We start from the raw sequence: 22,969 nt of genomic DNA, 5'->3' as shown, positions 1-22,969 counted from the left end.
CCGAAAGTATGAGAGGGCGAGAAAAGTCTCTGTTTTCTGCCGTAAAATGCGCCAAACAAAAGGTGAGATATGTGGCGATGGTGAGTATCCGGCAGTTGCCTAGAGCAAGGCGCGCAATTCGGCCAGTTCTGCTGTTGTGGCAATCAGATGCCGGGCACTCAGCATGATGCCCGCATGGACGATCGCAACGTGCTCGCTGCCGTCGGCAAACATCTCGAATGCGCGTGCCAGCGGCACCGTGAACACCTCAATATCCTCATCGTCTTCCAGAGCCTGTTCCGCTGTTTTGACAGCGCCTAATCCCAGGAACGGATAGGCGCGCTGGCGAAAGCGGCCGGGGTAGGGGTGGATGGGCGGCAGGGCGTGCATCGTCTCCACGCTGTGGCCGGTCTCTTCACGAAGCTCGCGGGCGGCGGCGGATCGGGTGTCGGCATCGGTTGCGTCAATGATGCCGCCGGGTAGCTCCACAATCACCTGTTGGGCGCCGTGGCGGTAATTTCGCACCAGCACCACCTGCATGTCCGGCGTTATGGCCAGCACACAGGTCCAGTTGGGCACGTCGAACACATGGTAGGGATCGACGATGGCCCCGCGCGCTGTTTCGCAGCGTTGACGGCGGGCGCGGATGTGGGGTGTTTCAAACTCGATGGCATCGGACAAAACTTTCCACGTACCCGGGCGAGAAGGAGGTGCAGGCGGGGTATTGGTCACGGGACTATCCTTTGGATGCATGGGCGTTGAGGCAGGCGAGAAGCGCCTGTGTGTTGGACGGGTCGCGCCATGTGTGACCTGCGTCAGGCACAATGGTTAGCCGGGTGTGGGGCACGGCGCGTGCAAAGTCATGGGCTGTTTTAATCGGGCAGACCATGTCGTAGCGCGCAGCGATGAGGTCAATCGGGATATCGGCCAGCACTCCAGCACCGCGCGCCAGAATGTCGTCGGCGTCGATGAAGCCGTGACATTGAAAATAGTGGTTCTCGATGAGTGAGTGCGCCAGCACGTAATCCGCATTGCTCATGTCATCGGCGAGGTCTGCTGTGCTGCCTTCAAAACGCGACACGGCCTTTTCAAGTGCCGTCCAGCGGTACAGCGCGTCATGGCGCACGGCGGCATCAGGGTGAGTGAACAAGGCGGCGTAACCTGCAATCGGATCGGCCTGCTGGTCGGGGGCAAGCGCACTGATGAACGTTTCGAAAATGTCCGGGTACAGCGCGGCCGCAACGCCGCCCTTGAAGTAGAGCGCTTCAAGTTCTGACTGGCGGGCCAGAAACAGGCCGTAGAGCACCATGGCTGTTACATGCGCCGGGTGTGCCATGGCGTAGGCCACGCTCAGCGTTGCACCCCATGAGCCGCCAAACAGCATCCAACGGTCAATGCCAAGGTGGGTGCGCAGGCGTTCCATGTCGGCGATGAGATGCGGTGTTGTGTTGTGCTCAAGCGACCCGTGCGGTGTTGAGCGGCCTGCGCCGCGCTGATCCATCAGGATGATGCGGTAGCGTTGCGGGTCGAGCAGCCGGGTTATCTCACGCGAAAACCCGCTGCCGGGGCCGCCATGCAGATAGAGCACAGGCGTACCTGACGGTGTGCCGCATTCCTCAAAGTAGATGCTGTGGCCCTCTTCCGGTGGCAGGTGGCCGGTCGAGTAGGCTTGGCTTGTGGGGTGGAGCGGCAGCATCTGGTGTTTGAATGTCCTAAAAAAGAAAACGGCCCGGACGCTGATGCATCCGGGCCGTCAATTCTTCAAGTCCTAAAGACCGTGGCGATTAGCCAACGACTTTCAGGTTTTCGGCAGACATCTTGCCGTTGCGGCCTTCCTGGAGTTCAAACTCCACGACCTGGCCTTCGTCAAGGCTGGCAAGGCCAGCTGCCTGAACGGCTGTGATGTGCACGAAGGCGTCTTTGCCGCCATCGTCGGGCTGTACGAAACCGTAGCCCTTTTTCATGTCGAACCACTTAACGGTTCCCTGCATCTTGATAGTCCTTCTTTCGGATCGTAACGGCAGATTTGTAGGCCGATTGATCTAATGTACCGCCGTTAGCAACATGCCTGGGCGGGCATTCGCAACCACTTGCCGAAAGTCCTAAATGCGCCGTTGTTCGGTGACGTCGTCGGATAAGGGGCAGGGGAAGTCGAATAGGCTTTTGGACCATGCTTTTTTTTTGCACTTTTTGCAATCACTTTCGGATTTGGCAATTTGTGCCCTGCGGCATGAAAAATCCAAGATTTTGGCGGTGTACAGTGCATCAGCGGGTGGCTTGCTCGCGCTAAGGCGCTATGCTCCCTTGCCACGCAGATGCGGGGCAACCCCGCCTGCAAAACAAAAATACGACCAACAGGGACTGCTCACACACCATGCCGCGTTTGACGTCCGCCATTCAGCCCAAGAGCGACCAGTTCAGGCACAACGCTGCCGCCATGGCGGCGCTGGTTGATGATCTGACCGCAAAGTCACAGGGCGCGTCGCTGGGCGGCAATGAGGCGTCGCGCGCGCGCCACATCAAGCGGCGCAAGCTGCTGCCGCGCGAGCGGGTGGCCCGGTTGCTTGACCCCGGCACGCCGTTTCTTGAGCTATCGCCGCTGGCCGCCAACGGCATGTATGACGACGATATTCACGCCGCTGCCATTATCACCGGCATTGGCCGGGTATCGGGGCGCGAATGTATGATCGTGTGCAACGATGCCACCATCAAGGGCGGCACGTATTATCCGGTCACCGTGAAAAAGCACCTGCGGGCGCAGGAAGTGGCGCGGGAAAACCGGTTGCCCTGCATCTATCTGGTTGATTCAGGTGGTGCGAACCTGCCCAACCAGGCCGAGATTTTTCCCGATCGCGAACATTTCGGGCGGATTTTCTTCAATCAGGCCACCATGTCGGCGGAAGGCATTGCCCAGATTGCGGTTGTCATGGGCTCATGCACAGCAGGTGGGGCGTATGTACCGGCCATGTCTGACGAGACCATCATCGTGCGCAATCAGGGCACAATCTTTTTGGGCGGGCCGCCGCTGGTGAAGGCTGCCACTGGGGAAGTGGTGACGGCGGAGGATCTGGGCGGCGCGGATGTGCATTCGCGCAAGTCCGGCGTGACGGACCATTATGCGCAGGACGATGCCCATGCGCTGGCCATCGCGCGGCAGATCGTCAGTACCCTGAACACACGCAAGCCGTGTGAAATAGAAGTCCGCGCGCCGCGCGCACCTTTGTATGACGCAAGTGAGCTGGACGGCGTCGTGCCCGCCTCGCTCGCCACCCAGTATGATGTGCGCGAAGTGATCGCGCGGCTGGTGGACGGTTCTGAGTTCGACGAGTTCAAGAAGCTGTATGGCACAACGCTGGTCACGGGTTTCGCGCGGCTGATGGGCTATCCGGTCGGTATCGTTGCCAACAACGGCATTCTGTTTTCTGAAAGCGCCCAGAAAGCTGCGCACTTCATTGAGTTGTGTTCACAGCGCGGCATTCCGCTGGTGTTTTTGCAGAACATTTCCGGCTTCATGGTGGGCAGCCAGTATGAAGCGGGCGGTATTGCCAAGGACGGCGCCAAGATGGTGACGGCGGTGGCCACCGCGCAGGTCCCCAAGTTTACGGTCATCATTGGCGGATCCTACGGGGCGGGCAATTATGGCATGTGCGGGCGGGCTTATTCGCCGCGCTTCATGTTTGCGTGGCCCAATGCGCGGATCTCGGTGATGGGGGGCGAGCAGGCGGCCAGTGTGCTTGCCACCGTCAAGCGCGACGGCATGGAGGCGCGCGGAGAAGACTGGAGCGCTGACGAAGAAGAGGCGTTCAAGCAGCCCATCCGCGCGCGCTACGACGAGGAAGGCCATCCTTATTTTGCCACAGCCCGGCTGTGGGACGACGGCATTATTGCGCCGCGCGACACCCGCATGGTGCTGGGGCTGGCCATATCGGCCTCTCTCAATGCGCCGATCAGAAACCCCCATGCGCCGGACAGGTTCGGCGTGTTCCGCATGTAAGGATCAACACCCATGGCCGATGATTTTGTGATGATGGAGCTGACCCGTGAAGGGCTGGCCACCATCACCCTCAACAACCCGGATCAGCACAACGCCTTCAACCCGGACCTTGTATCGGACCTGGTTGACCGGCTGGAAGACCTGCGCGCGAACGCTGACACCGTGCGGGCGCTGGTCATCAGGGCGGAAGGGCCGGTGTTTTCCGGGCTGACTGACTTTGACTGGCTTCCGCATATTGCGCACTACACGGACGATGAAACCGAAGAAGATGCAGAGGCCATTGCCGATGTATTGAGCCGCGTTCGCGACCTGCCGCAGCCTGCTATTGCGGTTGTGAACGGCCCTGCGGCTGGCTACGGGCTGGGGCTGGTGGCCGCCTGTGACATTGTGATTGCCACCTCGCGCGCGCAGTTTGTGTTCTCTGAAATCCGTCACGGGTTTATTCCCGCCCTTGCCGCGCCCTACGTGATTGAAGCGATGGGCATGAGTGCAGCGCGCCGCTACATGCTGACGGGTGAACCGTTTGACGCTGCTGAAGCGCATCGGCTGGGGCTGGTTGATGTGTTGGTTGACGACATGGACGACGCGGCGGCACGTCTGTCGCGTTTCGTTGATCTGATTTTTGCCGCAGCACCTGGTGCGATTGCTTCCACCAAGGGGCTGATTGATGAAGTGACAGGCCTGCCTATTGATGACGAGCTGATTGACGAGCTTGTGGCCGCGCACGGCAAAAACCGCACCGGGGCCGATGCAGCCGAAGGCATTGCCGCGTTCCTTGAAAAGCGTGAGCCGAACTGGCGCGGCTGATGATTTCCACTCTCCTCATTGCCAATCGCGGCGAGATAGCGTGCCGCGTCATTGAAACCGCCCGCGCGAATGGTTTGCGCACGGTGGCTGTCTTTTCCCAGGCTGACGCCACGGCGCGGCACGTGGAGATGGCGGACGAGGCCCATCTGGTGGGGCCTGCCCCGGCGGCGGACAGCTATTTGCGGCAGGACGCCATTCTGGCGGCCGCAAAAGCCAGCGGTGCGGATGCAATCCATCCCGGATACGGGTTTTTGTCTGAAAATGCTGAGTTTGCCGAGGCGTGCGCTGAGGCTGGCCTCATTTTTGTTGGTCCACCGGCAGACGCGATCCGTGCCATGGGCCTAAAGGACCGGGCCAAGGCGCTGATGCAACAGGCCAGCGTGCCGGTTGTGCCTGGGTATCACGGTGATAATCAGGATGCGGCGTTTCTGGCCGGGCAAGCAGAGCAAATCGGCTATCCGGTGCTTATCAAGGCCGTGGCGGGCGGTGGTGGCAAGGGGATGCGCCGCGTTGACGCTGCAAGTGAGTTCGACAAGGCACTGGCGTCGGCCATGCGCGAGGCCAAGGCAGCATTTGGCGACGACCGCGTTTTGATTGAGAAGTTTGTCGCCAGTCCGCGCCACATTGAAGTACAGGTTTTTGCGGACGCGCATGGCAACGTGGTGCATTTGTTTGAGCGGGACTGCTCGGTGCAGCGACGGCATCAAAAGGTGGTTGAGGAGGCCCCCGCGCCGGGCATGACCGATGATATGCGCGCGGCGATGGGCAAGGCGGCCTGCGAGGCGGCGCGGGCCATCGGCTATCGCGGGGCGGGCACGGTTGAGTTCATTGCGGATGCCTCAGACGGGCTGCGGATGGACCGGTTCTATTTCATGGAAATGAACACGCGGCTTCAGGTCGAACATCCGGTGACGGAGATGATTACCGGACAGGATCTGGTGGACTGGCAATTGCGCGTTGCCGCCGGTGAGCCTTTGCCGCTGGCGCAGGATGACCTTGAGATTTCAGGCCATGCTGTTGAAGTGCGGCTGTATGCGGAAGACCCCAACAAGCAGTTTTTTCCTTCCACCGGCACGCTCAAGAAGTTCCGGATACCGCAGGAGGAGGAGGGTGTTCGCATCGACTCCGGTGTGCGAACAGGCGACGAGATCAGCATTTATTATGACCCGATGATCGCCAAGCTCATTGGCTGGGGTGAGACGCGTGATGCGGCGCGGGCACGGCTGGATGGTGCACTGCGGCAGGTTGAGGTAGCAGGTGTTGCCACAAACGCCGCGTTCCTGCGCGCGGTTATCAATCACCGCGTGTTCGCGTCCGGCGAAATGGACACGGGCTTTATTGAGGCACATCTGGCGGAGCTTGTGCCGGGCACCGGTGCAGCACGTGAAAGCCATGTGGTGCTGGCAGCGCTTGCTGTGGCGCATCACCGGCTACAGATGGCAAGCCGTGGCAGCGCCAGCGACCCCTATTCGCCGTGGAACGACACCGGCGGGTGGCGGTTGTTTGGCACTGCCGGTGAAACCATTACATTGGGCGAGGGGGGCGATACCCATCAGGTGGCGCTTATATATGGCCGGGACCGTGTGGACGCTTCGCTGGGGGAGATACATGCACATATGATGATGCAGGGCTGGGGCGGGGTCGAGATGCGTGCAACGGTAAATGGCGCACTGATGAAAGCCGGTGTTCATATGGAGGACCGGGCCATCAGCATCATGCGCGACGGGGCGACGTGGCAGTTTACCATTCCTGATCCGCTTGACGTTGATGCTGCTGATACGGGTTTGACTGGGGGTGTCGTCGCGCCGATGACCGGCAAGGTTACGCAGGTGTGGGTCAAAGCAGGTGATCGCGTTCAGCGCGGCGCGCCGCTGGTGGCGCTTGAAGCCATGAAGATGGAGCACACTTTGTCAGCGCCTGGCGATGTAACTGTGGCGGATGTTCTGGCCGCGGCAGGCGACCAGGTGGAAGGCGGTGTCACGCTCGTGGTTTTTGAACCGCAGGACGGTTAGACTTGCGCCCATGACGCTTCACCTCATCAAGCTTTGCGTTGGTGCCACCAGCATCGAGGACCTTGCCGACTGGCAGGCGTTGGTGCTGGCCGGCAAGACCGGCTACGGCAAGGTCGATAAGCTGTTTCACACAACCCGCATGACGCCCAAGCGTGGCGACGAGTTGCTGAACGGCGGGTCGTTATACTGGGTGATGGCGGGGACGATCAGGGTGCGCCAGAAGCTGCTTGATATTGAAGGCTTCACTGACAGCGAAGGTATCAAGCGGTGTCGGCTGGTGCTCGACCCGCCGCTGATTGCAACGCGTCCTGCGCCGCGCAGGCCATTTCAGGGCTGGCGGTATCTTGAGGCAAAGGATGCGCCTGTGGATCTGGGCAAGGCGGGCGACGGCACGCAGGACATGCCGCCGGACATGCAGGCAGAACTGTTGGAGCTTGGGCTGTTATGATTTCAGGACATGTTGCCGTCGGCCTGATTGTGGGTGCAGCGCTTGCCTGCTCGACGCTTGTCTCATCGCCCGCGCAAGCGGCAGGGGCGTGTCTCACCATGCCGCTCGTATTTGAAACCCGCACCGCGCAGGGCTGCCCCGATGCTGCTTCACTTGAAAGCCTGATGGATGCGCCGCTGCCCATCGGTCCGCGGTCGTCCTCAACGGGTGTGCGGGCAGGGGTGACGTTGACGGACGCTGCCGACGATACCACCACACGGTCAGTGCGCGCCTGCCGTGACTATGCCGACCTGACCCGTCAGGGCTGGTACGCGGCGACGCAGATGGAAATGAACTTTGAGGGGTTCATGCGGGTTGCCTGCGGGTCGCTGTTTGCGCTTGCGGCATCGAATGAGGCCACCATATCGCGGTTTGACGCTGAAGCGGTCGGCTTTCAAACCCTCTCGCTGCTGCCGCCGGATATTCTGCCAGCGCTTGCCCCTGATACCGAGGATGCGCTTGCAACGCTCAAGAGTGCAAACTTCAGCGTTGGCAATATGGTGGCCACGGGTGACGTGCTGACCCGCTCAGGGGCACCGGAACAGCTTGAACTGGCCTATGCGGGCTCGGCATCAACCTACGGCGAGGTGGCGCGGGGTGACTTCAACGGCGACGGTGAGATGGATCTTCTGGTCTATGCCCGTCACGAAGCGGTCAGCGGGTCACTGCGCTGGTACGAGCTTTTCGCGCTCGCCTATCACGATGGTGCGCTCATCTATGAGCGGTTTGAGCCTGCGGGTCTGGATCAACTGGACGCTGGTCAATAGTCAGGCCGCTCAGGCGCTGCGGGGGTCGAGATTGTCGATCAGCCGCGTTTTGCCCAAAACGCCTGCTCCGAGCACCCGCATTGGCTGACCTGCCTTGATGTCTGCGCTGGTAAGTGGCGCGAGGCTTTCCGCGTGGCGTATGGCAACGTAGTCAATGCGTGCAAAGCCTGCTGCCAGAAGCTGACTGATTGCCTTTGTCTCGGTGGTGCGCGGATCGTCACCGGCAAGGGCCGCGCGGCCTGCTGCCTTCAACGTGATGTTCAGCACGGGTGCTACCTGCCTTTCCTCCTTGCTGAGATAGGCATTGCGGGATGACATGGCCAGGCCGTCAGGCTCGCGGATGGTGGAGCCGCCAATGATTTGCGTTGGAATATCGAGGTCGCGCGTAAGACGGCTGATAACCTGAAGCTGCTGGTAGTCTTTTTCCCCGAAAACAGCCACGTCTGGCAGAACCTGCAGCAGCAGCTTTGTGACGACCGTGGCGACGCCGCCAAAAAAGTGTGGCCGGTGATCGGTCTCAAGGCCAAGGGCCGGGCCGTCAAGGCTCACGGTTGTTGAAAAGCCGTCCGGGTACATCTCATCGGGGGTTGGTGCCCACAGCATCGACACTCCGCGGGCATCAAGTTTGGCGCGGTCGCCCTGCTCATCGCGCGGGTAGCGGTCAAGGTCTTCGCCGGGCGCAAATTGGGTTGGGTTTACAAACAGGCTGACGGCCACCTCGTCGGCGTGCCGGCGGGCGAGATCAACGAGGGTCAGGTGGCCTTCGTGCAGAGCGCCCATTGTGGGCACCAGCGCGATGCGCTTTCCGGACTGGCGGCACGTCTTGACCCATGAACGCAGGGTTGAAACGGTGCGGGTGGTTTCAATCATACAAATGAACTTTCGGCAAAATCTAACGCTCCGGGTACGGAGTGTACCGTAAAATGCAGCTATCTGGCACGCCCTTCGCATCCACGGATAGAGTGATAGTAGCAAGAATGGCGGATTTCTGAGCCATATGCACAACGCCTGTGAAGAATGTGTGCCAATGCGGGATTGCATGGCTGTTCTAAGTTGACTTGGGCACTGCTGCGCACACAATATCGGCTTGTTAAACGGGGGTTTCAGACGTGCATTCGGGGAAAGTCATAAGCGTGCGTTCGCGCACCAGGGGTAATGGTGGCGCAGGCCCTGAGGGGCGGCGCGGACACGTTATCGTGCTGGGCAATGAAAAGGGCGGGTCGGGCAAGTCCACCAGCGCCATGCATATCATTGCCGGCCTGATGAAGGCGGGCTTCAAGGTCGGATGCATTGATCTTGATTGCCGCCAGCGTTCCATCACCCGCTATCTTGAAAACCGCCGCCAGTTGTGTGATCGCACCGGCCTGCGGCTGACGTTCCCGCGCAACGAAGTGATTGACCCCTCGACGCTTGACAGCCGGGAGGCATCCCAGCGCGAGGAAGAAGCAGCGTTCGAGCAGGCCTTGTTTGAGCTGCGTGCCACCTGCGACTTTGTGGTGGTGGATTGTCCGGGCTCGGATGTTTTTCTGTCGCGCGTCGGCCATCGCTGCGCGGACACGCTGATTACGCCCATGAACGATTCATTCGTTGACTTCGATCTGCTGGGCAAAGTGGACCCGGACACCAACGAAGTGAAAGGCCCCTCCATCTACAGCGAAATGGTGTGGGAGGCGCGCAAACGCAAAGCCATGGTTGAGGGCAAGTCCATCGACTGGGTGGTAATGCGCAACCGGCTGTCGCATCTGGACGCCAAGAACAAGCGGCGTGTCGAGCAGGTGCTGACCAATCTGGCGGGCCGTATCGGCTTCAGGTTGGCGCCGGGCTTTGGCGAGCGGGTGATCTTCCGCGAAATGTTCCCGATGGGGCTGACACTGCTGGACATCATGGATGATAAGTCCGGGGTGCCGCTGTCCATGTCGCACGTGGCGGCACGCCAGGAAGTGCGGGATCTGCTGGCCGCACTGAGGCTGCCGGGTCTTACGCTGTCAGCCGAATCAGATGCAGCCCAGGTTGGCTGAAAAGTGCGGTCGCTTTGGCTGCTGCGTTGATCCGATATGGGTTGGCAAGCCGGTGGTTCCGCCCCATCTTTAGCCTCATGGCATGTATTTTATCTGACGGTCGCTAATGGCCGACAAGGGAAAATCGATCGACCGTTCGGCGCAGACCGGGCGCGCGGCTGACCGTGCAAGCGTTGACCGGTTTTTGAGCAAGGTTGCGGCCACACCGCCGCCTGTTCACGGCAATACGCGCGGGCGGTTGCTGTTCATCATGGACGCAACCCTGAGCCGCCAGCCCACCTGGGACACTGCGCTGTCATTGCAGGCACAGATGTTTGATGTGACGGCGTCGATGGGGGGGCTGGATGTGCAACTGGCCTATTTTCGCGGACATGGCGAGTTCAGGGCAAGTCCCTGGGTGAGCGAGCCCGCCGCTTTGGCGCGCGCGATGACGGGTGTGCAGGTGCGCGGTGGGCATACGCAGATATGCCGTGCTCTGCGCCACGCCATCAGCCAGGCCCGTGAAGCGCCGGTTGCAGCGCTTGTTTATGTGGGTGACTGCATGGAAGAGGCTGCAGACGATGTGTGTGCGGCGGCAGGCGAACTGGGGTTGCTGGGGGTGCGTGCCTTCATGTTTCAGGAGGGCTATGAGCCTGCTGCTGAACGCACGTTCAGGGAGGTGGCGCGGCTGACCGGCGGGGCATTCGCCCGGTTTGATGCAGGAGCTGCGGACCAGTTGCGCGACCTGCTGCGCGCCGTGGCGGTGTATGCCAGCGGCGGGCGCAGGGCGCTTGCCAACCACGCGGCATCCGGCTCTTCTGCGATCCGCCAACTCACGCATCAGGTTAAGTAGGAAACGCATCACGCCATGGGCTTTTTTGCACTTTTTGTCTGCCTGCTCGGCGCAGCCATTCTGTTGGTGTTTGCTGCCGGAAACATGCCTGCGGCAACGCTGGCGAAAGTGGTGCGCTATACGGGTGGTGGTCTGCTGGCAATTGTGACGCTGTTTTTGGGCCTCACCGGACGGCTGGGGCTGGCGATCCCCGCAGGCATGGCATCCTACGCCCTGTTCCGCGGTGATCTGGGGCGGCTGGGGTCGCTTGGGCGCGGGTTTCCCGGCATGGGCGGCGGCAGTGGACGCGGTCCGTCGCAGGGGCAGAGTTCGGACATTGAAACCGAGTGGCTCACCATGTGGCTGGACCATGACAGCGGCGAGATGGGCGGTCGTGTCAGACAGGGCCGGTTTGAAGGGGCTGAGCTTCAGAATCTGAGTGAAGCCGATGTGATGGCGCTGCGGTCTGAACTCGTGCGTGACGCAGACAGCCTGCGGTTGCTCGATAGCTACATTGAGCGGGTGTATGGCGGTTCTGGCGGTGCTGGCGAGGCGGGTGAGGGCACATACCAGGACACACACTCTCAATCGCGGCAGGAGCAGCCGTCACGGTCGGCGTCCGGTATGAGCCGTGACGAGGCCTATGAGGTTCTTGGGTTGTCGCCAGGGGCGGGCATTGACGACATCAAAAAAGCGCACCGCAACCTGATGCAGAAGTTTCATCCCGACAAGGGCGGGTCATCCTATCAGGCGGCAAAACTCAATCAGGCGAAGGATATTCTGCTTGCGGCAGCCAAAGCCTAGCGCCCCGAAAGCCTAGCACCCAGTTTGCTGAAATCTAGTTTGCAGATGGCGCGTACCAGTCGTCCGGCGGGACGGTGATGCAACTTATGCCTTCGCGGATCAGGGTGTTGCAGGCGTTGCGTGCCTGGTCCTCACCGCCAAAGCCTGTGAAGCGAGAGCGATAGAGTGTGCGCGAAGCGGTTTTGACGGGCACGGTGGCCGGGCCTTTGCCCTGCAATACGCCCGGTGCGCGCGAAACAGCCGCCTGAATGCGTCGGCCGGCTTCCTCGGCATCTGAATAGGCCCCGATCTGAATGCGCCATGCGGCAGCGGCTGCGGGCGCAGGGAGCGTTGTAAGCGTTGGGCGCGGGCTGCTGTCAGCGAATGCAACCTGCTGTGCCGCATCAACGCTGCCCATCCCAGTTTCTGCGGTGCTGGTCGCTGCGGTACCTGTTGCCGAGATGTTTCCCGGTGCGCGTTCGCGGGCGTTGGCAGGGGATACCAACCAGGCCGTTACATCCTTGAACCCGGAGGTTGTTGCCACATCAAGGCGGCGTTGTTCCGGGGCTGGCTTGGGCACGGTAGCAGACTGGGGCACGGTAGCCGACTGGGGCACGGGTGCCGGGGCAATAAGCGCTGCAACTTGTTGTGGTGATGCGGGCGCCGCCACGGGGTGTGGTGCAACTGGTGCGGGCAGTTGTTGGGCGGTGGCTGCTGCGGCAACGATCTGCGGTCGGGCGGGAGCCGCGGGCTCAGGCCGCAGGCGTGGAATGGGTGCCGTTGTGGCTATCGACATATGGCCCCGACGCGGAACGCGGCCAAAGGCTTCGTCGAGAATGTCCACCATATGGGCGTCGCGGGCGCGCGGGGTCTTGCCGCCGAGTACCACGCCCACCAGATGCTTGCCGTCGCGAATGACCGAGGCTGTGAGGTTGAAGCCCGAGGCGCGGGTGTACCCCGTCTTGATGCCGTTAGTGCCTTCGTAGTCGCCCAGCAGGTTGTTGTGATTGTTGAACACGCGACCACGGAAGTTGAAGCTCTCAGTGCTGAAATACGGATAGAACTGAGGGAAGTCATCCATTACGCGCTGGGCCAGCGTGGCCATGTCGCGGGCTGTCGTGATTTGGCGGTTGTCGGGCAGCCCGTGAGGGTTGCGGAATGTTGTGCGCGCCATGCCAAGCTTGCGGGCCTTGGTGGTCATGAGCTGCGCAAACTTGCGCTCGCTACCGGAGATGCCTTCCGCCACCACCATGGCCACGTCGTTGGCCGATTTGGTAATGAGCGCCAGCATGGCTTCTTCAACGGTGATGGTATCGCCTGCGTCCAGCCCCAGCTTAGAGGGGGCCTGCGCGGCGGCGTTTTCAGAAACCGGCCATTTTGTGTCGAGCTTGATATTGCCCTTGGCTAGCTCCTCGAACACGATGTAGAGCGTCATGATTTTTGTCAGCGAGGCGGGGTAGCGGGCTTCGTCTGCGTTGCGCGCAAAAAGCACGCGGCCTGAATATTTATCAAGGACCAGCGCTGCGTATTTGGGCTTGGCAGAGGCAGGCGCTACAGCCACGAGCGATGTCGCCACAAAAATCATTGCCACCATCGCGGCAAATGCGCCCAGACGCGTGGCAAGACGGGCTGCAAGGCCCACGCTGCTAATGCCCGGTTTTGACGACAGATATTCCCGCAACGGGTGTGTCCCCCCTGAACTACGCATCTGACCCATCCCCCGATGGACCTTTTTGGCGGCAAACGCGCCAAATCTGCCTTGTTTTGAACCGAAAACCCGTCCGGTCCGCCAAGGCCCCCACATCTTCCCCCTACGGTATGCAGGTTCAGTGCCGAGGGCAAGATGGTGCCATGACCTAAGCAGACGCAATTTACCCGCGTGTGTGTTGCGATTTGGGCCATCAGGCCTGAACTTAAATGTGTCTGACATCCGCCCTGCCTCAAGGGGTGCGGTGAGCGTGTCTGCCGGGTGCGCCGCACTGCACTCAAGATCGCCTTGCTGCGTTACAAAACAGTTAACGAAACTTAACGTTTGTGAGGTGCTGGAACAGGATTGGCCAGACCGGGGGCTACAGGCCTGAAGCTCTTGAACGGACCAGTGCCCTATTGATTTTCAGTTTGGGAAATGGCGCGCGGCATATTAGGTTTGCTGCATGGCACACAAAAAAGGAATCACATCAGGCACTCCCGTGCTTGATTTCAAGCATCTGAAGCTCAAAGGCACGCCGAATGAATATCTGGTGGCGCCGGACGATCTTTGTCAGGACGCGGTTCCGCACCGGCCAGCGGACATTTATGATGTTCCGTCAACCGAGTTGCGCGATGCCATCATGCATGTCGTTTCGCGCCAGTCGCGGGTGGAACTCAGCGGCATGAACGAAGAGGCGAAGGCCTTTGAGTTTGTTCACTATTCCGCAGTGCTGAACTTCAAGGATTTTATCTCTGTACGGGTTCTGCCCCATGGGCATACGCAGTCCACGATTGCGATCTTCAGCCGCTCCAAAACAGGATATTACGATTTTGGCGTGAACCGGAAGCGCGTCGAGGCGTGGCTTGAGGAACTGGAAGGCGAGATCATCCGCTAGTGCTGATTTGTGTGGCTTTGCGCCCGCCTTCACATTCGCTAATTTGGCCCCATATGATGTGGTATTGTGCCAATTATCCCGATTATGCAGATCGCGCTTTGCACTATCCCGTGTCTGAACTCCGGTGTCCGAGCTCCCGTGACTGAACTGATGACCGCACCCGATTTTAATTTTGATGACACGCGCACCGCACTGCCGGTTGCAGCGTCGCGCCTGCATCCCGATGAGCCTGATGGATCAGACGAGCCACCGGGGCGGGGCGGGTCCGACACGGGTGTCATCACCAAGACCAAGCCTAAAACCAAAAAACCGTCGCTATACAAAGTGCTGCTTTTGAACGACGATTACACGCCCATGGAGTTTGTCATTCATGTGCTGGAGCGGTTTTTCAACATGGGCGCGGAAGATGCGACGCGGGTGATGCTCCATGTGCATCAAAACGGCGTAGGTATATGTGGCGTGTTCACCTACGAGGTGGCTGAAACAAAAGTCACTCAGGTGATGGACTTTGCGGGGCAGCATCAGCACCCCCTGCAATGCACGATGGAGAAAGAGTGAAGTTCAGTTGGCGGGTCAGGCCCTGTCGGCCAATTCAGGAGTAGTCAGCGTTGCCATCATTTTCCCGCAGTCTTGAAGAGGGCCTTCATCGGGCCCTTGCCCTGGCCAATGAGCGCGGCCACGAATACGCAACGCTTGAGCATCTGTTGCTGTCTTTGATCGACGACCAGGACGCTGCCGCCGTCATGCGGGCGTGTAGCGTTGATGTTGATAAGCTGCGCATGGACCTTGTGTCGTATATCGACACCGAGCTTGCCAATCTGATCATTACCAGCGGCGAGGACTCCAAACCCACCGCCGGGTTCCAGCGGGTTATCCAGCGCGCCGTCATTCATGTGCAGTCATCGGGCCGCGAAGAAGTGACCGGGGCCAATGTGCTGGTGGCGATTTTTGCAGAGCGTGAAAGCCATGCCGCCTATTTCCTGCAGGAGCAGGACATGACGCGGTATGACGCTGTGAACTATATCAGCCACGGCATTGCCAAGCGCGCTGACATGGCCGAAACGCGCACGCCGCGCGGCGCGTCTGAGGAAGACGAGAGTGACGAGCGTGGGGCCAAGGAAGGCTCGGAGGCGCTCGATACCTATTGCGTAAACCTCAACGAGAAAGCCGCAAAAGGCAAGATTGACCCGCTGATCGGTCGTGACGCGGAGATTGACCGCACCATACAGATTTTGTGCCGCCGCTCGAAGAACAACCCGCTGTTTGTGGGTGATCCTGGTGTCGGCAAAACGGCGATCGCCGAAGGATTGGCGCGCAAGATTGTCAACGGCGAAGTGCCGGAGGTGCTGAAGGACGCCACCATCTTCTCCCTCGATATGGGAGCGCTGCTGGCGGGCACGCGCTATCGCGGTGACTTTGAGGAGCGGCTGAAGGCGGTGGTGAAGGAACTGGAACAGTATCCTGGTGCTGTCATGTTCATTGACGAAATCCACACTGTCATCGGTGCCGGTGCCACATCTGGTGGTGCGATGGATGCGTCAAACCTGCTGAAGCCTGCTTTGCAGAACGGTGAGTTGCGTTGCATCGGGTCCACGACCTACAAAGAGTATCGCCAGCACTTTGAAAAAGACCGTGCGCTAGTGCGGCGGTTCCAGAAGATTGACGTGGCAGAACCGTCCGTGCCCGATGCGATCAAAATCCTCAAAGGCCTGAAACCGTATTTTGAGGACTATCACAAGATCCGGTACACCAACGACGCTATCAAGACGGCGGTGGAACTTTCAGCGCGCTACATGCACGACCGCAAGCTGCCGGACAAAGCCATTGATGTGATCGACGAGGTGGGCGCGTCGCAGATGCTGCTGCCTGAGAGCCGTCGCAAAAAGACGGTCGGGGTGAAGGAAGTGGAAGCGGTTGTCTCCACCATGGCGCGCATTCCGCCCAAGTCTGTTACCAAGACGGACACAGAAAAGCTCAAGAGCATCGACACTGATCTGAAGCGCGTTGTGTTCGGGCAGGATGAGGCGATCACCGCCTTGTCGGCGGCCATCAAGCTGGCGCGGGCGGGGTTGCGGGAGCCTGAAAAGCCGATTGGCTCGTATCTGTTTTCCGGCCCCACCGGCGTTGGCAAAACGGAAGTGGCGCGGCAACTGGCCTCGATCATGGGGGTCGAGCTTCTGCGCTTCGACATGTCGGAATATATGGAGCGCCACACGGTATCGCGCCTCATCGGTGCGCCTCCGGGCTATGTGGGCTTTGACCAGGGCGGTCTGCTGACCGACGGCATCGACCAGCATCCCCATTGCGTGTTGCTGCTGGATGAAATTGAAAAAGCGCACCCTGATCTGTTCAACATCTTGTTGCAGGTGATGGATCATGGGTCGCTGACAGACCACAACGGCAAAAAGATCGATTTCCGCAATGTGATCCTCATCATGACCACCAATGCGGGCGCGTCTGACATGCAAAAGCCACCCATCGGCTTTGGCCGCACCAAGCGGGAGGGCGAGGATTTTGAAGCGATCAAGAAGATGTTCACGCCTGAGTTCCGCAACCGGCTGGACGCTGTCATTCCGTTTGCTGGTCTCTCGCAGGATGTGATCGCGCGCGTGGTCGAGAAGTTTGTGCTTCAGCTTGAAGTGCAGCTTGCAGACCGCAACGTGACCATTGAGCTGTCCAAAGCCGCCAACGCATGGCTGGGTGAACGCGGCTTTGACGAGCACTTTGGTGCGCGTCCGCTGGGCCGCATCATTCAGGAGCACGTCAAGAAACCGCTGGCTGAGGAACTGCTGTTCGGCAAGCTCACGCGGGGCGGTGTTGTGCATGTGGACGTGAAGGACGACGCGCTGACATTCGCGTTTGAGTCTGCGCCTCCGCCACCCAGCCGCAAGAAGAAGGGCGGCAAGAAACCCGCTGCGAAGGTCACAAAGTAGGCTTTCCGGATAACAAATCAAAACCGGCGGTGGTGCGTTGCACGACCGCCGGTTTTTCTTTGGCTGACTGCCGCCTATCGGGTTTGGCTGAGGCGGAAAACCTGCGCCAGATGCTCCGAGGAAAAATAGATGCTGTCATCCGGGCCGACGGCGATGCCGGTAGGCATGAACACTTCGGGGCCTTCCTCCGGCACGACGCCGAACGGCAGGCCGGAAGCGATGACGGTTTTTTCGCCGGTTGCCGGGTCCGCAATGGTGATGCGCTGCGCAGCGGCCTCTGCAATCACGATTTGGCCGGTACTCAGAAAGTCAAACCCTTCCGGGTTGCTGAGGCCATCCACAATCACATCAGGCACGCCTGAGTCCGTCAGGCGGATGATACGCCCGCCCAAAGTTTCAGACACATAGACCGGACCATCGGGACCTTCCGCCATCATCGCCGGGCCTTCCAGCCCTTCAATCATGTCAACGCGGTCGTCCCAGTTGTCACCGCCGGTATAGACAATGGTGCCGCGTGCATATTCTGTGACCATCACAAACCCGTCGCCACGGGGCAGGGCCTCTGTCGGCGTGGTGAACCCGTGATGCACGCCCAGCGATGCGCCGGTCTTAGCGTCAAACAGTTGCACGGCCCCTGCGGTAAGTCCGGCAGCGCCGATTTCTCCGCCTGCTGCCGCAACACTCAGCGGGTAATCCATTTCCTGCGCAAACACGCGGGCGATCTCTTCAACGGTGCCGGTTTCAAGATCAATGGCGCGAAAGGCAAAAACGTCTGCCACGTAAAGTTTTTTACCGTCTTCGCTGATGGCAATGTCGGCGGCGACTGCAAGGGGGCCGGACACCAGGGCTTTGCTTTCGCCGGTCTCCACATCCACTTCAATGATGGCGTTGTCGGCCATGTTGGAAATGTACAGCGTGTCGTCAGGGGCAAAGGCCAGATTGTCGATGGCGGGTTTCACACGCGCGACGACCGTTTTATTGCCGGATGCCACATCCACGCGGATGATTTCGCCAGCCTGCGTGTCGACGGCAAAGAGTTCGTTTTTGGAGTTGAAGTTGACGGCGGCGGGCGTCTGGAACCCGTCCGCGACAACTTCAATCGTGCCGGCCGTCACGTTGACACGAACGACCTGCTTCTTGAACCACAGTGGCCCGTACAGATACCCGTCCGGCCCGAAGTCAAAGCCGTTGAGGCCACCCATGTCTTTCATGACGAGGCGCGGCTCTGTCTGGCCGGTGGGGTCCAGCTCCCACAGGGCGTCACCGGCAAAAACCTGCGTCATGAACAGGCGACCGTCGCTAGTCCAAGCGAGTGAGTTGGTGCCGGGCAGTCCCTCTGCCAGTGTCAGCAATTCGCCGTCAGGTGTGCGGGCAAAGACCTTGCCCTGCAAAAAAGCCGTCCAGGCGATGGTGCCGTCGGGGCCTTCCTCCACATCGTCGGCCATGCCGTGGGGCGGCGCTTCAGCTACCGTGACGGCCCCGCTGGTGCGGTCAATTTCATAAAGTGTGGCGCCTACTACGGAGCCTGCCAGCAACCTGCCATCAGGTGTAACGGTTAACCCGTGAATGCCGTGAAAGGGCGATGGTCCGGTTATGGCTTCCATCGTCCAGTCGTCCGCAAGGGTGGGCTGCGCATTGGCAGGCAGTGAAACTGCCGTGGCGATCAGACAGGCAGCAAGAGTGTGAAAAAGGCGCATGATAGTCCCCCCGGTTGTTTTGTTGGGGGCAGCATACCGCAAACATACGGCGTGTCTCTTATGTGGCGAGTTTCGCCGTGATGCGTCTGGCGTGGTCTGCCAGCACATCGGCTTCCTGCATTTTGCGCGCGTGCAGGTTCATTTCCACACCTTCCCAGCTTGGAATGATGTGGAAATGAATGTGAAACACTGTCTGTCCGGCTGGTGCACCTGAAAACTGCGCGCAGATCACGCCATGCGGGTCAAAGGCACCGCGTACGGCGTGGGCCACCTTGCGCGTGGTGCGGATGAGCGTGGTTGCAGCATCCTCACTCAGGTCAAACATATTGACCGCCGGTTCGCGGGGGATCACCAGCGTGTGGCCTTCCATCATCGGCATGATGTCCATGAAGGCAAATGTCTGGTCGTCTTCATACACTTTGTGAGCAGGTGCCTCGCCGCGCAGTATTTTGGCGAAGATGTTGTTGTCGTCATAGGGCGTTGTGAGGCTCATGGGTCAGTGATCCTGATCGGTTCTGGTCTTTTTGAACGGAGCGTGGCTCAGCAGCATGTCTGCGTCTGCGGCCACATGCTGGCGCTCGCTTGTGAGGTAGCGCTCAACGGCGTCGCGAAAGCTGGGGTTGGGGATGTAGTGCGCCGAGTATGTGAGGCTTGGCACATAGCCGCGCGCCAGCTTGTGGGCACCCTGGGCACCGGCTTCCACGCGCTTCAGCCCGCGCGACAGGGCAAACTCGATGGCCTGGTAGTAGCAGACCTCAAAGTGCAAAAAGTCATGATGCTCCGTACACCCCCAATAACGCCCGAACAGCGTATCCGAGCCGATCATGTTCATGGCACCGGCGATGTAGCGGCCGTTGCGTTTTGCGAAAATAAGCAGAATGTCGTTTGGCACGACTTCGCCCAGCATCGAGAAGCAGGTGCGGGTCAGGTAGGGGGTGCCCCACTTGCGGCTGCCAGTATCCATATAGAACGTGAAAAACGCGTCCCAGTGGTCTTCGGTGATGTCGCTCCCGGTAACCCACTCGATGCTGATATCGTTTTCAACGGCGCGGGCGCGTTCCTTTTTCAGGTTCTTGCGTTTGCGCGAGGCGAGCGCTGTCAGAAACCCGTCAAAGTTGCCATAGCTGTCATCCTCCCAGTGAAACTGCTGGTCGGTGCGCTGCAAAAAGCCGATGCGACCCAGATGCGTCCACTGGTCGTGAGGCAGGAACGTCATGTGGCAGGATGACAGGTCAAGCTGGTTGGTCATCTCGACAAGGGCGGCGGCTACCTGATCTTCGCGCTGTTGCCTGTCGGGTCCGGGGCGTGCGAGCAGACGGCGGCCCGTGGCAGGCGTGAAAGGTACGGACACCTGCAATTTGGGATAATAGCGGCCTCCAGCGCGCTCCCATGCATCGGCCCAGCCGTAATCAAATACATATTCGCCCTGGGAGTGCCCCTTGAGGTAGGCGGGCGCGCAGCCTGCGATGCGGCCGTGCGCATCTTCCACCAGCACGTGGTAGGGCTGCCAGCCGGTTTCAGCGGTGGCCGATCCTGATGCTTCTAGGGCCATCAGGAAGGCATGAGACAGGAACGGATTATAGGGGATATCGCCGCCGGGGTTGGCGCAAGCGTCCCATTGGGCAGCGTCGATGCTGCTCATGCTTTGTGCGGTGCGTGCAATGATTTTTTCGGCGTCACCCATAGGGCCTCACTCTATCTTCTGGCCGTGTGGATGAGAAGGTAGGGCACAGATCAGGGACGAAAAGTCTCGAAAATGATCTGGTCGGCATATCGGGCGGCGGTGTCACGGTGGGCGTCGGTGCGCACTGTCCAGGTAAGCACCGGCAGACCGAGCCTGCGCCGTGCCGTCACAGACCATTGCGGCAGCCGGTTGATATCAAAGCCGATGAAATGCGGGCGGCTTTGCCAGTTGTAGAGCATGTGTCGCAGGGCAAAGCGTTGCAGCCGCGGCATGGTGAGCGCTGAGCCTTCGTCATAGCCGGTAGAAAGCTGGCCGCGAACGATGTCGGGCGCATTGGCGGCAAACCAGCCCATGCTGCGCGGGTTGAACGACATGACGGCAGCAGGGCCTTTGTAGTCAGCCAGCACCTGCGCTGTTCGTTGTTCCAGCGGGCCTTCGTCGCCGGACTTGATTTTGAGTTCGATGACCGGCGTGACGCGACCTGCCACCTGATCCAGAAACTCGCCCAGCGTCTGCATTTTGTCGGTACTGGTTTTGAACGCCACCTTTTTTAGTTCCGCGGCAGTATGGCTTGCGACCTTGCCGGTGCGCTCGGTCAGGCGATCCAGCGTTGCATCGTGAAACACCATTGCTTCGCCGTCGGACGAAAGCTGCAGGTCGCATTCAATGGCGTAGTTGCCGTCGATCGCTGCCTGAAAGGCGGATGGCAGATTTTCAACAATGCCCGGCTCAAGCCCGTGCAGGCCACGATGGGCAACAGGGCGGGCCGTAAGCCAGCCAAGATCGCGGCCCATCAGGCAATCTCGAAAACGGCGTCAATCTCGACGGCGACGTCAAAGGGCAGATTGCTTGCCGCCAGCGCAAAGCGGGCGTGTTTGCCGGCATTTCCGAAGACATCAACCATCAGATCGGAGCACCCGTTGATGACGGCGGGGTGCTGGTCAAAGTCCGGTGTGCCGTTGACAAAGCCGCCGAGCTTTACGCAGCGCGTGACCCGGTCAAGGTTGCCGTCACAGGCCTGACGCAGAGCGGCGAGAATATTGAGTCCACACAGGCGTGCGGCTTTTACGGCATCCTCCTGGCTTATCGTGTCGCCGACCTTGCCGCGAAACGGAAGCCCTGTCGCGTCCACCGGCACCTGACCGGAAATAAAAACCAGGTTTCCGGTGACCACATAAGGCACATAGTTTGCCGCCGGGGTCGCGGGGTCTGTCAGTTCGATAGCCAGCTCCTTGAGCCGTGCGTCAATTCTGCCTGCCATTTGTCCGGTTTCCTCATCGCGTGTAGATAGTGTTCATCTGCTTTTCGCACGCCTTCAGATGAAGCGAAAGTCAGTGCCGCACTTTACTCCTAATTACCGCCAGGCCGATGACAGACCTTTTTGCTGACAGTCCCGTGGCCCATGGCCTGTTCATGCCCGCTGAGTGGGAACCCCATGCGCGGTGCTGGATGCAGTGGCCGCGCCGGGGCAACTTGTGGGGGCCATATATGCCCCAGGCGCTGGTTGCCTATGCGCATGTGGCCCGCACCATTTCGCAGTTTGAGCCGGTGACGATGATTGCGCACCCGGATGACGTTGCCGAAGCCCGTTTCACCTGTGGTGCCGGCGTGGATGTTGTAGGGCTGGCAATTGATGATTCATGGGCGCGCGATACAGGCCCGACTTTCGTCAAGGATCCCGCGCGCGGCGTGGCGGGAGTTCACTGGCAATTCAACGGCTGGGGAGCAAAGTATGCTCACACGGCACATGATGCACGGGTAGGGGCGGACGTTCTCAAGCGGCTGGGAATGCGCTGCTATGAGGCACCGATTGTGCTGGAGGGCGGCAGTTTTACGGTGGACGGCTACGGTACGTTGCTGACCACCGAGCAGTGTCTGCTCAACGCCAACCGAAACCCCGAACTGCATCCGCGCGAAGTGGCTGAGGCGCTGGCGATGTATCTGGGGATCCGCCGGGTGCTGTGGCTGGGGGACGGGTTGGAAGGTGATGAGACCGACGGCCATGTGGATATGGTGGCCTGCTTTGCCGGGCGTGGCCGCGTTTTGCTCAACGCTCCGGCCCCCGGCGAGCCAAATTTTGCAGCCATGCAGGACAACCGCGAGCGGTTGATGCAGATGAAAGACGCTGCGGGCGGGGCGCTCAAGGTCATCGACGTGCCGCAGCCCATACAGGTGCACCATGACGACGGACGTTTGATGCCGCTTTCCTACGTCAATTTCTATGTCGCCAATGGTGCCGTCATCGTGCCTGCCTATGGCGATCCGCGCGACGACGATGCGGCGCAGATTATTGCGGATGCCTTTCCCGGACGCCAATGCGTGCAGGTGCCAGCCCTCGACATCGCGCGTGGCGGTGGTGCCATTCACTGCATTACGCAGCAACAGCCTGAAGGCGACCCGATCAGCCCCTAA

22 protein-coding genes are annotated in these 22,969 nt (G+C 60.2%); 12 read left to right on the top strand and 10 right to left on the bottom strand.

Annotation, left to right across the window (positions count from 1 at the left end):
* Positions 1 to 99: 99 nt before the first annotated feature.
* The 3 genes from RIB87_RS03205 to RIB87_RS03195 form a co-directional block, all read right to left on the bottom strand.
* Entirely contained in the window at positions 100 to 711 is a 612-nt protein-coding gene (locus RIB87_RS03205; RefSeq protein ID WP_350143420.1) for an NUDIX hydrolase, read from the bottom strand.
* Positions 712 to 715: 4 nt separating this feature from the next.
* Positions 716 to 1,675: a prolyl aminopeptidase gene (gene pip, locus RIB87_RS03200; protein WP_350143418.1), complete on the bottom strand. Its 960-nt coding sequence runs from the start codon at positions 1,673 to 1,675 to the stop codon at positions 716 to 718.
* 88 nt (positions 1,676 to 1,763) lie between these two features.
* Entirely contained in the window at positions 1,764 to 1,970 is a 207-nt protein-coding gene (locus RIB87_RS03195) for a cold-shock protein (protein ID WP_043949251.1), read from the bottom strand.
* Positions 1,971 to 2,353: 383 nt separating this feature from the next.
* On the opposite strand from RIB87_RS03195, the gene RIB87_RS03190 reads away from it, so the two are divergent.
* From RIB87_RS03190 to RIB87_RS03170, 5 genes are read left to right on the top strand one after another with little or no spacing between them, the layout of a single operon-like run.
* Positions 2,354 to 3,973, top strand: coding sequence for a carboxyl transferase domain-containing protein (locus tag RIB87_RS03190; protein ID WP_350143415.1), 1,620 nt, complete (start codon positions 2,354 to 2,356; stop codon positions 3,971 to 3,973).
* A gap of 12 nt (positions 3,974 to 3,985) precedes the next feature.
* The gene (locus RIB87_RS03185; protein WP_350143413.1) at positions 3,986 to 4,780 is read left to right on the top strand and encodes an enoyl-CoA hydratase-related protein; all 795 of its coding nucleotides are present in this window, start codon (positions 3,986 to 3,988) and stop codon (positions 4,778 to 4,780) included.
* A complete protein-coding gene (locus tag RIB87_RS03180) occupies positions 4,780 to 6,792 on the top strand; it encodes an acetyl/propionyl/methylcrotonyl-CoA carboxylase subunit alpha (RefSeq protein ID WP_350143411.1) in 2,013 nt (670 codons plus the stop codon). The genes RIB87_RS03185 and RIB87_RS03180 overlap by 1 nt, the downstream gene beginning before the upstream one ends.
* A 10-nt stretch (positions 6,793 to 6,802) precedes the next feature.
* Positions 6,803 to 7,240 (top strand): DUF1489 family protein, encoded by a 438-nt coding sequence (locus RIB87_RS03175; RefSeq protein ID WP_350143409.1) that lies wholly within the window; start codon positions 6,803 to 6,805, stop codon positions 7,238 to 7,240.
* Positions 7,237 to 8,046: a hypothetical protein gene (locus RIB87_RS03170; RefSeq protein WP_350143407.1), complete on the top strand. Its 810-nt coding sequence runs from the start codon at positions 7,237 to 7,239 to the stop codon at positions 8,044 to 8,046. The genes RIB87_RS03175 and RIB87_RS03170 overlap by 4 nt, the downstream gene beginning before the upstream one ends.
* A gap of 9 nt (positions 8,047 to 8,055) precedes the next feature.
* Here the strand turns inward: RIB87_RS03170 and panC are convergent, their stop codons facing one another.
* Positions 8,056 to 8,916: a pantoate--beta-alanine ligase gene (panC, locus tag RIB87_RS03165; protein ID WP_350143405.1), complete on the bottom strand. Its 861-nt coding sequence runs from the start codon at positions 8,914 to 8,916 to the stop codon at positions 8,056 to 8,058.
* Between the two features lie 263 nt (positions 8,917 to 9,179).
* On the opposite strand from panC, the gene RIB87_RS03160 reads away from it, so the two are divergent.
* The 3 genes from RIB87_RS03160 to RIB87_RS03150 all read left to right on the top strand — a co-directional run bounded on the left by RIB87_RS03160 (position 9,180) and on the right by RIB87_RS03150 (position 11,679).
* Positions 9,180 to 10,064: a division plane positioning ATPase MipZ gene (locus tag RIB87_RS03160; RefSeq protein WP_350143403.1), complete on the top strand. Its 885-nt coding sequence runs from the start codon at positions 9,180 to 9,182 to the stop codon at positions 10,062 to 10,064.
* 106 nt (positions 10,065 to 10,170) lie between these two features.
* Positions 10,171 to 10,896: a vWA domain-containing protein gene (locus RIB87_RS03155; RefSeq protein WP_350143401.1), complete on the top strand. Its 726-nt coding sequence runs from the start codon at positions 10,171 to 10,173 to the stop codon at positions 10,894 to 10,896.
* Positions 10,897 to 10,911: 15 nt separating this feature from the next.
* The gene (locus RIB87_RS03150; RefSeq protein ID WP_350143399.1) at positions 10,912 to 11,679 is read left to right on the top strand and encodes a DnaJ domain-containing protein; all 768 of its coding nucleotides are present in this window, start codon (positions 10,912 to 10,914) and stop codon (positions 11,677 to 11,679) included.
* 34 nt (positions 11,680 to 11,713) lie between these two features.
* Here RIB87_RS03150 and RIB87_RS03145 read toward each other — a convergent pair whose 3' ends face one another.
* Positions 11,714 to 13,366, bottom strand: coding sequence for a serine hydrolase (locus RIB87_RS03145; RefSeq protein WP_350143397.1), 1,653 nt, complete (start codon positions 13,364 to 13,366; stop codon positions 11,714 to 11,716).
* Between the two features lie 445 nt (positions 13,367 to 13,811).
* Between RIB87_RS03145 and RIB87_RS03140 the strand changes: the two genes are divergently transcribed.
* The 3 genes from RIB87_RS03140 to clpA all read left to right on the top strand — a co-directional run bounded on the left by RIB87_RS03140 (position 13,812) and on the right by clpA (position 17,176).
* Positions 13,812 to 14,243, top strand: coding sequence for a DUF1499 domain-containing protein (locus RIB87_RS03140; protein ID WP_350143395.1), 432 nt, complete (start codon positions 13,812 to 13,814; stop codon positions 14,241 to 14,243).
* Positions 14,244 to 14,393: 150 nt separating this feature from the next.
* The gene (gene clpS / locus RIB87_RS03135; protein WP_350143393.1) at positions 14,394 to 14,801 is read left to right on the top strand and encodes an ATP-dependent Clp protease adapter ClpS; all 408 of its coding nucleotides are present in this window, start codon (positions 14,394 to 14,396) and stop codon (positions 14,799 to 14,801) included.
* A 50-nt stretch (positions 14,802 to 14,851) separates the two neighbouring features.
* The gene (gene clpA, locus RIB87_RS03130) at positions 14,852 to 17,176 is read left to right on the top strand and encodes an ATP-dependent Clp protease ATP-binding subunit ClpA (protein ID WP_502943195.1); all 2,325 of its coding nucleotides are present in this window, start codon (positions 14,852 to 14,854) and stop codon (positions 17,174 to 17,176) included.
* A 74-nt stretch (positions 17,177 to 17,250) separates the two neighbouring features.
* Here the strand turns inward: clpA and RIB87_RS03125 are convergent, their stop codons facing one another.
* From RIB87_RS03125 to RIB87_RS03105, 5 genes are read right to left on the bottom strand one after another with little or no spacing between them, the layout of a single operon-like run.
* Positions 17,251 to 18,873, bottom strand: a complete 1,623-nt coding sequence (locus RIB87_RS03125; RefSeq protein WP_350143391.1) for an NHL repeat-containing protein — start codon at positions 18,871 to 18,873, stop codon at positions 17,251 to 17,253.
* A gap of 58 nt (positions 18,874 to 18,931) precedes the next feature.
* On the bottom strand, positions 18,932 to 19,366 hold the full coding sequence (locus RIB87_RS03120) for an HIT family protein (RefSeq protein ID WP_350143389.1): 435 nt from the start codon (positions 19,364 to 19,366) through the stop codon (positions 18,932 to 18,934).
* Between the two features lie 3 nt (positions 19,367 to 19,369).
* Positions 19,370 to 20,557: a GNAT family N-acetyltransferase gene (locus RIB87_RS03115; protein WP_350143387.1), complete on the bottom strand. Its 1,188-nt coding sequence runs from the start codon at positions 20,555 to 20,557 to the stop codon at positions 19,370 to 19,372.
* Between the two features lie 50 nt (positions 20,558 to 20,607).
* Positions 20,608 to 21,351: a glycerophosphodiester phosphodiesterase family protein gene (locus RIB87_RS03110; protein WP_350143385.1), complete on the bottom strand. Its 744-nt coding sequence runs from the start codon at positions 21,349 to 21,351 to the stop codon at positions 20,608 to 20,610.
* Positions 21,351 to 21,818: a RidA family protein gene (locus RIB87_RS03105; RefSeq protein WP_350143383.1), complete on the bottom strand. Its 468-nt coding sequence runs from the start codon at positions 21,816 to 21,818 to the stop codon at positions 21,351 to 21,353. Before RIB87_RS03105 ends, RIB87_RS03110 begins: the two co-directional genes overlap by 1 nt.
* 107 nt (positions 21,819 to 21,925) lie before the next feature.
* On the opposite strand from RIB87_RS03105, the gene RIB87_RS03100 reads away from it, so the two are divergent.
* On the top strand, positions 21,926 to 22,969 hold the full coding sequence (locus RIB87_RS03100; RefSeq protein WP_350143381.1) for an agmatine deiminase family protein: 1,044 nt from the start codon (positions 21,926 to 21,928) through the stop codon (positions 22,967 to 22,969).

It is taken from the genome of Pyruvatibacter sp., from assembly GCF_040219635.1.
Lineage (GTDB): Bacteria > Pseudomonadota > Alphaproteobacteria > CGMCC-115125 > CGMCC-115125 > Pyruvatibacter.
The sequence above is the reverse complement of the archived record's forward strand: the minus strand, read 5'-3'. Positions and strand labels throughout refer to the sequence as shown.

Coding starts and splice junctions, on each gene's coding strand:
- pip (WP_350143418.1), bottom strand. CDS start 1,675: ATGCTGCCGCTCCACCCCACAAGCCAAGCCTACTCGACCGGCCACCTG.
- RIB87_RS03195 (WP_043949251.1), bottom strand. CDS start 1,970: ATGCAGGGAACCGTTAAGTGGTTCGACATGAAAAAGGGCTACGGTTTC.
- RIB87_RS03190 (WP_350143415.1), top strand. CDS start 2,354: ATGCCGCGTTTGACGTCCGCCATTCAGCCCAAGAGCGACCAGTTCAGG.
- RIB87_RS03185 (WP_350143413.1), top strand. CDS start 3,986: ATGGCCGATGATTTTGTGATGATGGAGCTGACCCGTGAAGGGCTGGCC.
- RIB87_RS03180 (WP_350143411.1), top strand. CDS start 4,780: ATGATTTCCACTCTCCTCATTGCCAATCGCGGCGAGATAGCGTGCCGC.
- RIB87_RS03175 (WP_350143409.1), top strand. CDS start 6,803: ATGACGCTTCACCTCATCAAGCTTTGCGTTGGTGCCACCAGCATCGAG.
- RIB87_RS03170 (WP_350143407.1), top strand. CDS start 7,237: ATGATTTCAGGACATGTTGCCGTCGGCCTGATTGTGGGTGCAGCGCTT.
- panC (WP_350143405.1), bottom strand. CDS start 8,916: ATGATTGAAACCACCCGCACCGTTTCAACCCTGCGTTCATGGGTCAAG.
- RIB87_RS03155 (WP_350143401.1), top strand. CDS start 10,171: ATGGCCGACAAGGGAAAATCGATCGACCGTTCGGCGCAGACCGGGCGC.
- RIB87_RS03150 (WP_350143399.1), top strand. CDS start 10,912: ATGGGCTTTTTTGCACTTTTTGTCTGCCTGCTCGGCGCAGCCATTCTG.
- RIB87_RS03145 (WP_350143397.1), bottom strand. CDS start 13,366: ATGCGTAGTTCAGGGGGGACACACCCGTTGCGGGAATATCTGTCGTCA.
- RIB87_RS03140 (WP_350143395.1), top strand. CDS start 13,812: ATGGCACACAAAAAAGGAATCACATCAGGCACTCCCGTGCTTGATTTC.
- clpS (WP_350143393.1), top strand. CDS start 14,394: ATGACCGCACCCGATTTTAATTTTGATGACACGCGCACCGCACTGCCG.
- RIB87_RS03125 (WP_350143391.1), bottom strand. CDS start 18,873: ATGCGCCTTTTTCACACTCTTGCTGCCTGTCTGATCGCCACGGCAGTT.
- RIB87_RS03120 (WP_350143389.1), bottom strand. CDS start 19,366: ATGAGCCTCACAACGCCCTATGACGACAACAACATCTTCGCCAAAATA.
- RIB87_RS03115 (WP_350143387.1), bottom strand. CDS start 20,557: ATGGGTGACGCCGAAAAAATCATTGCACGCACCGCACAAAGCATGAGC.
- RIB87_RS03110 (WP_350143385.1), bottom strand. CDS start 21,351: ATGGGCCGCGATCTTGGCTGGCTTACGGCCCGCCCTGTTGCCCATCGT.
- RIB87_RS03105 (WP_350143383.1), bottom strand. CDS start 21,818: ATGGCAGGCAGAATTGACGCACGGCTCAAGGAGCTGGCTATCGAACTG.
- RIB87_RS03100 (WP_350143381.1), top strand. CDS start 21,926: ATGACAGACCTTTTTGCTGACAGTCCCGTGGCCCATGGCCTGTTCATG.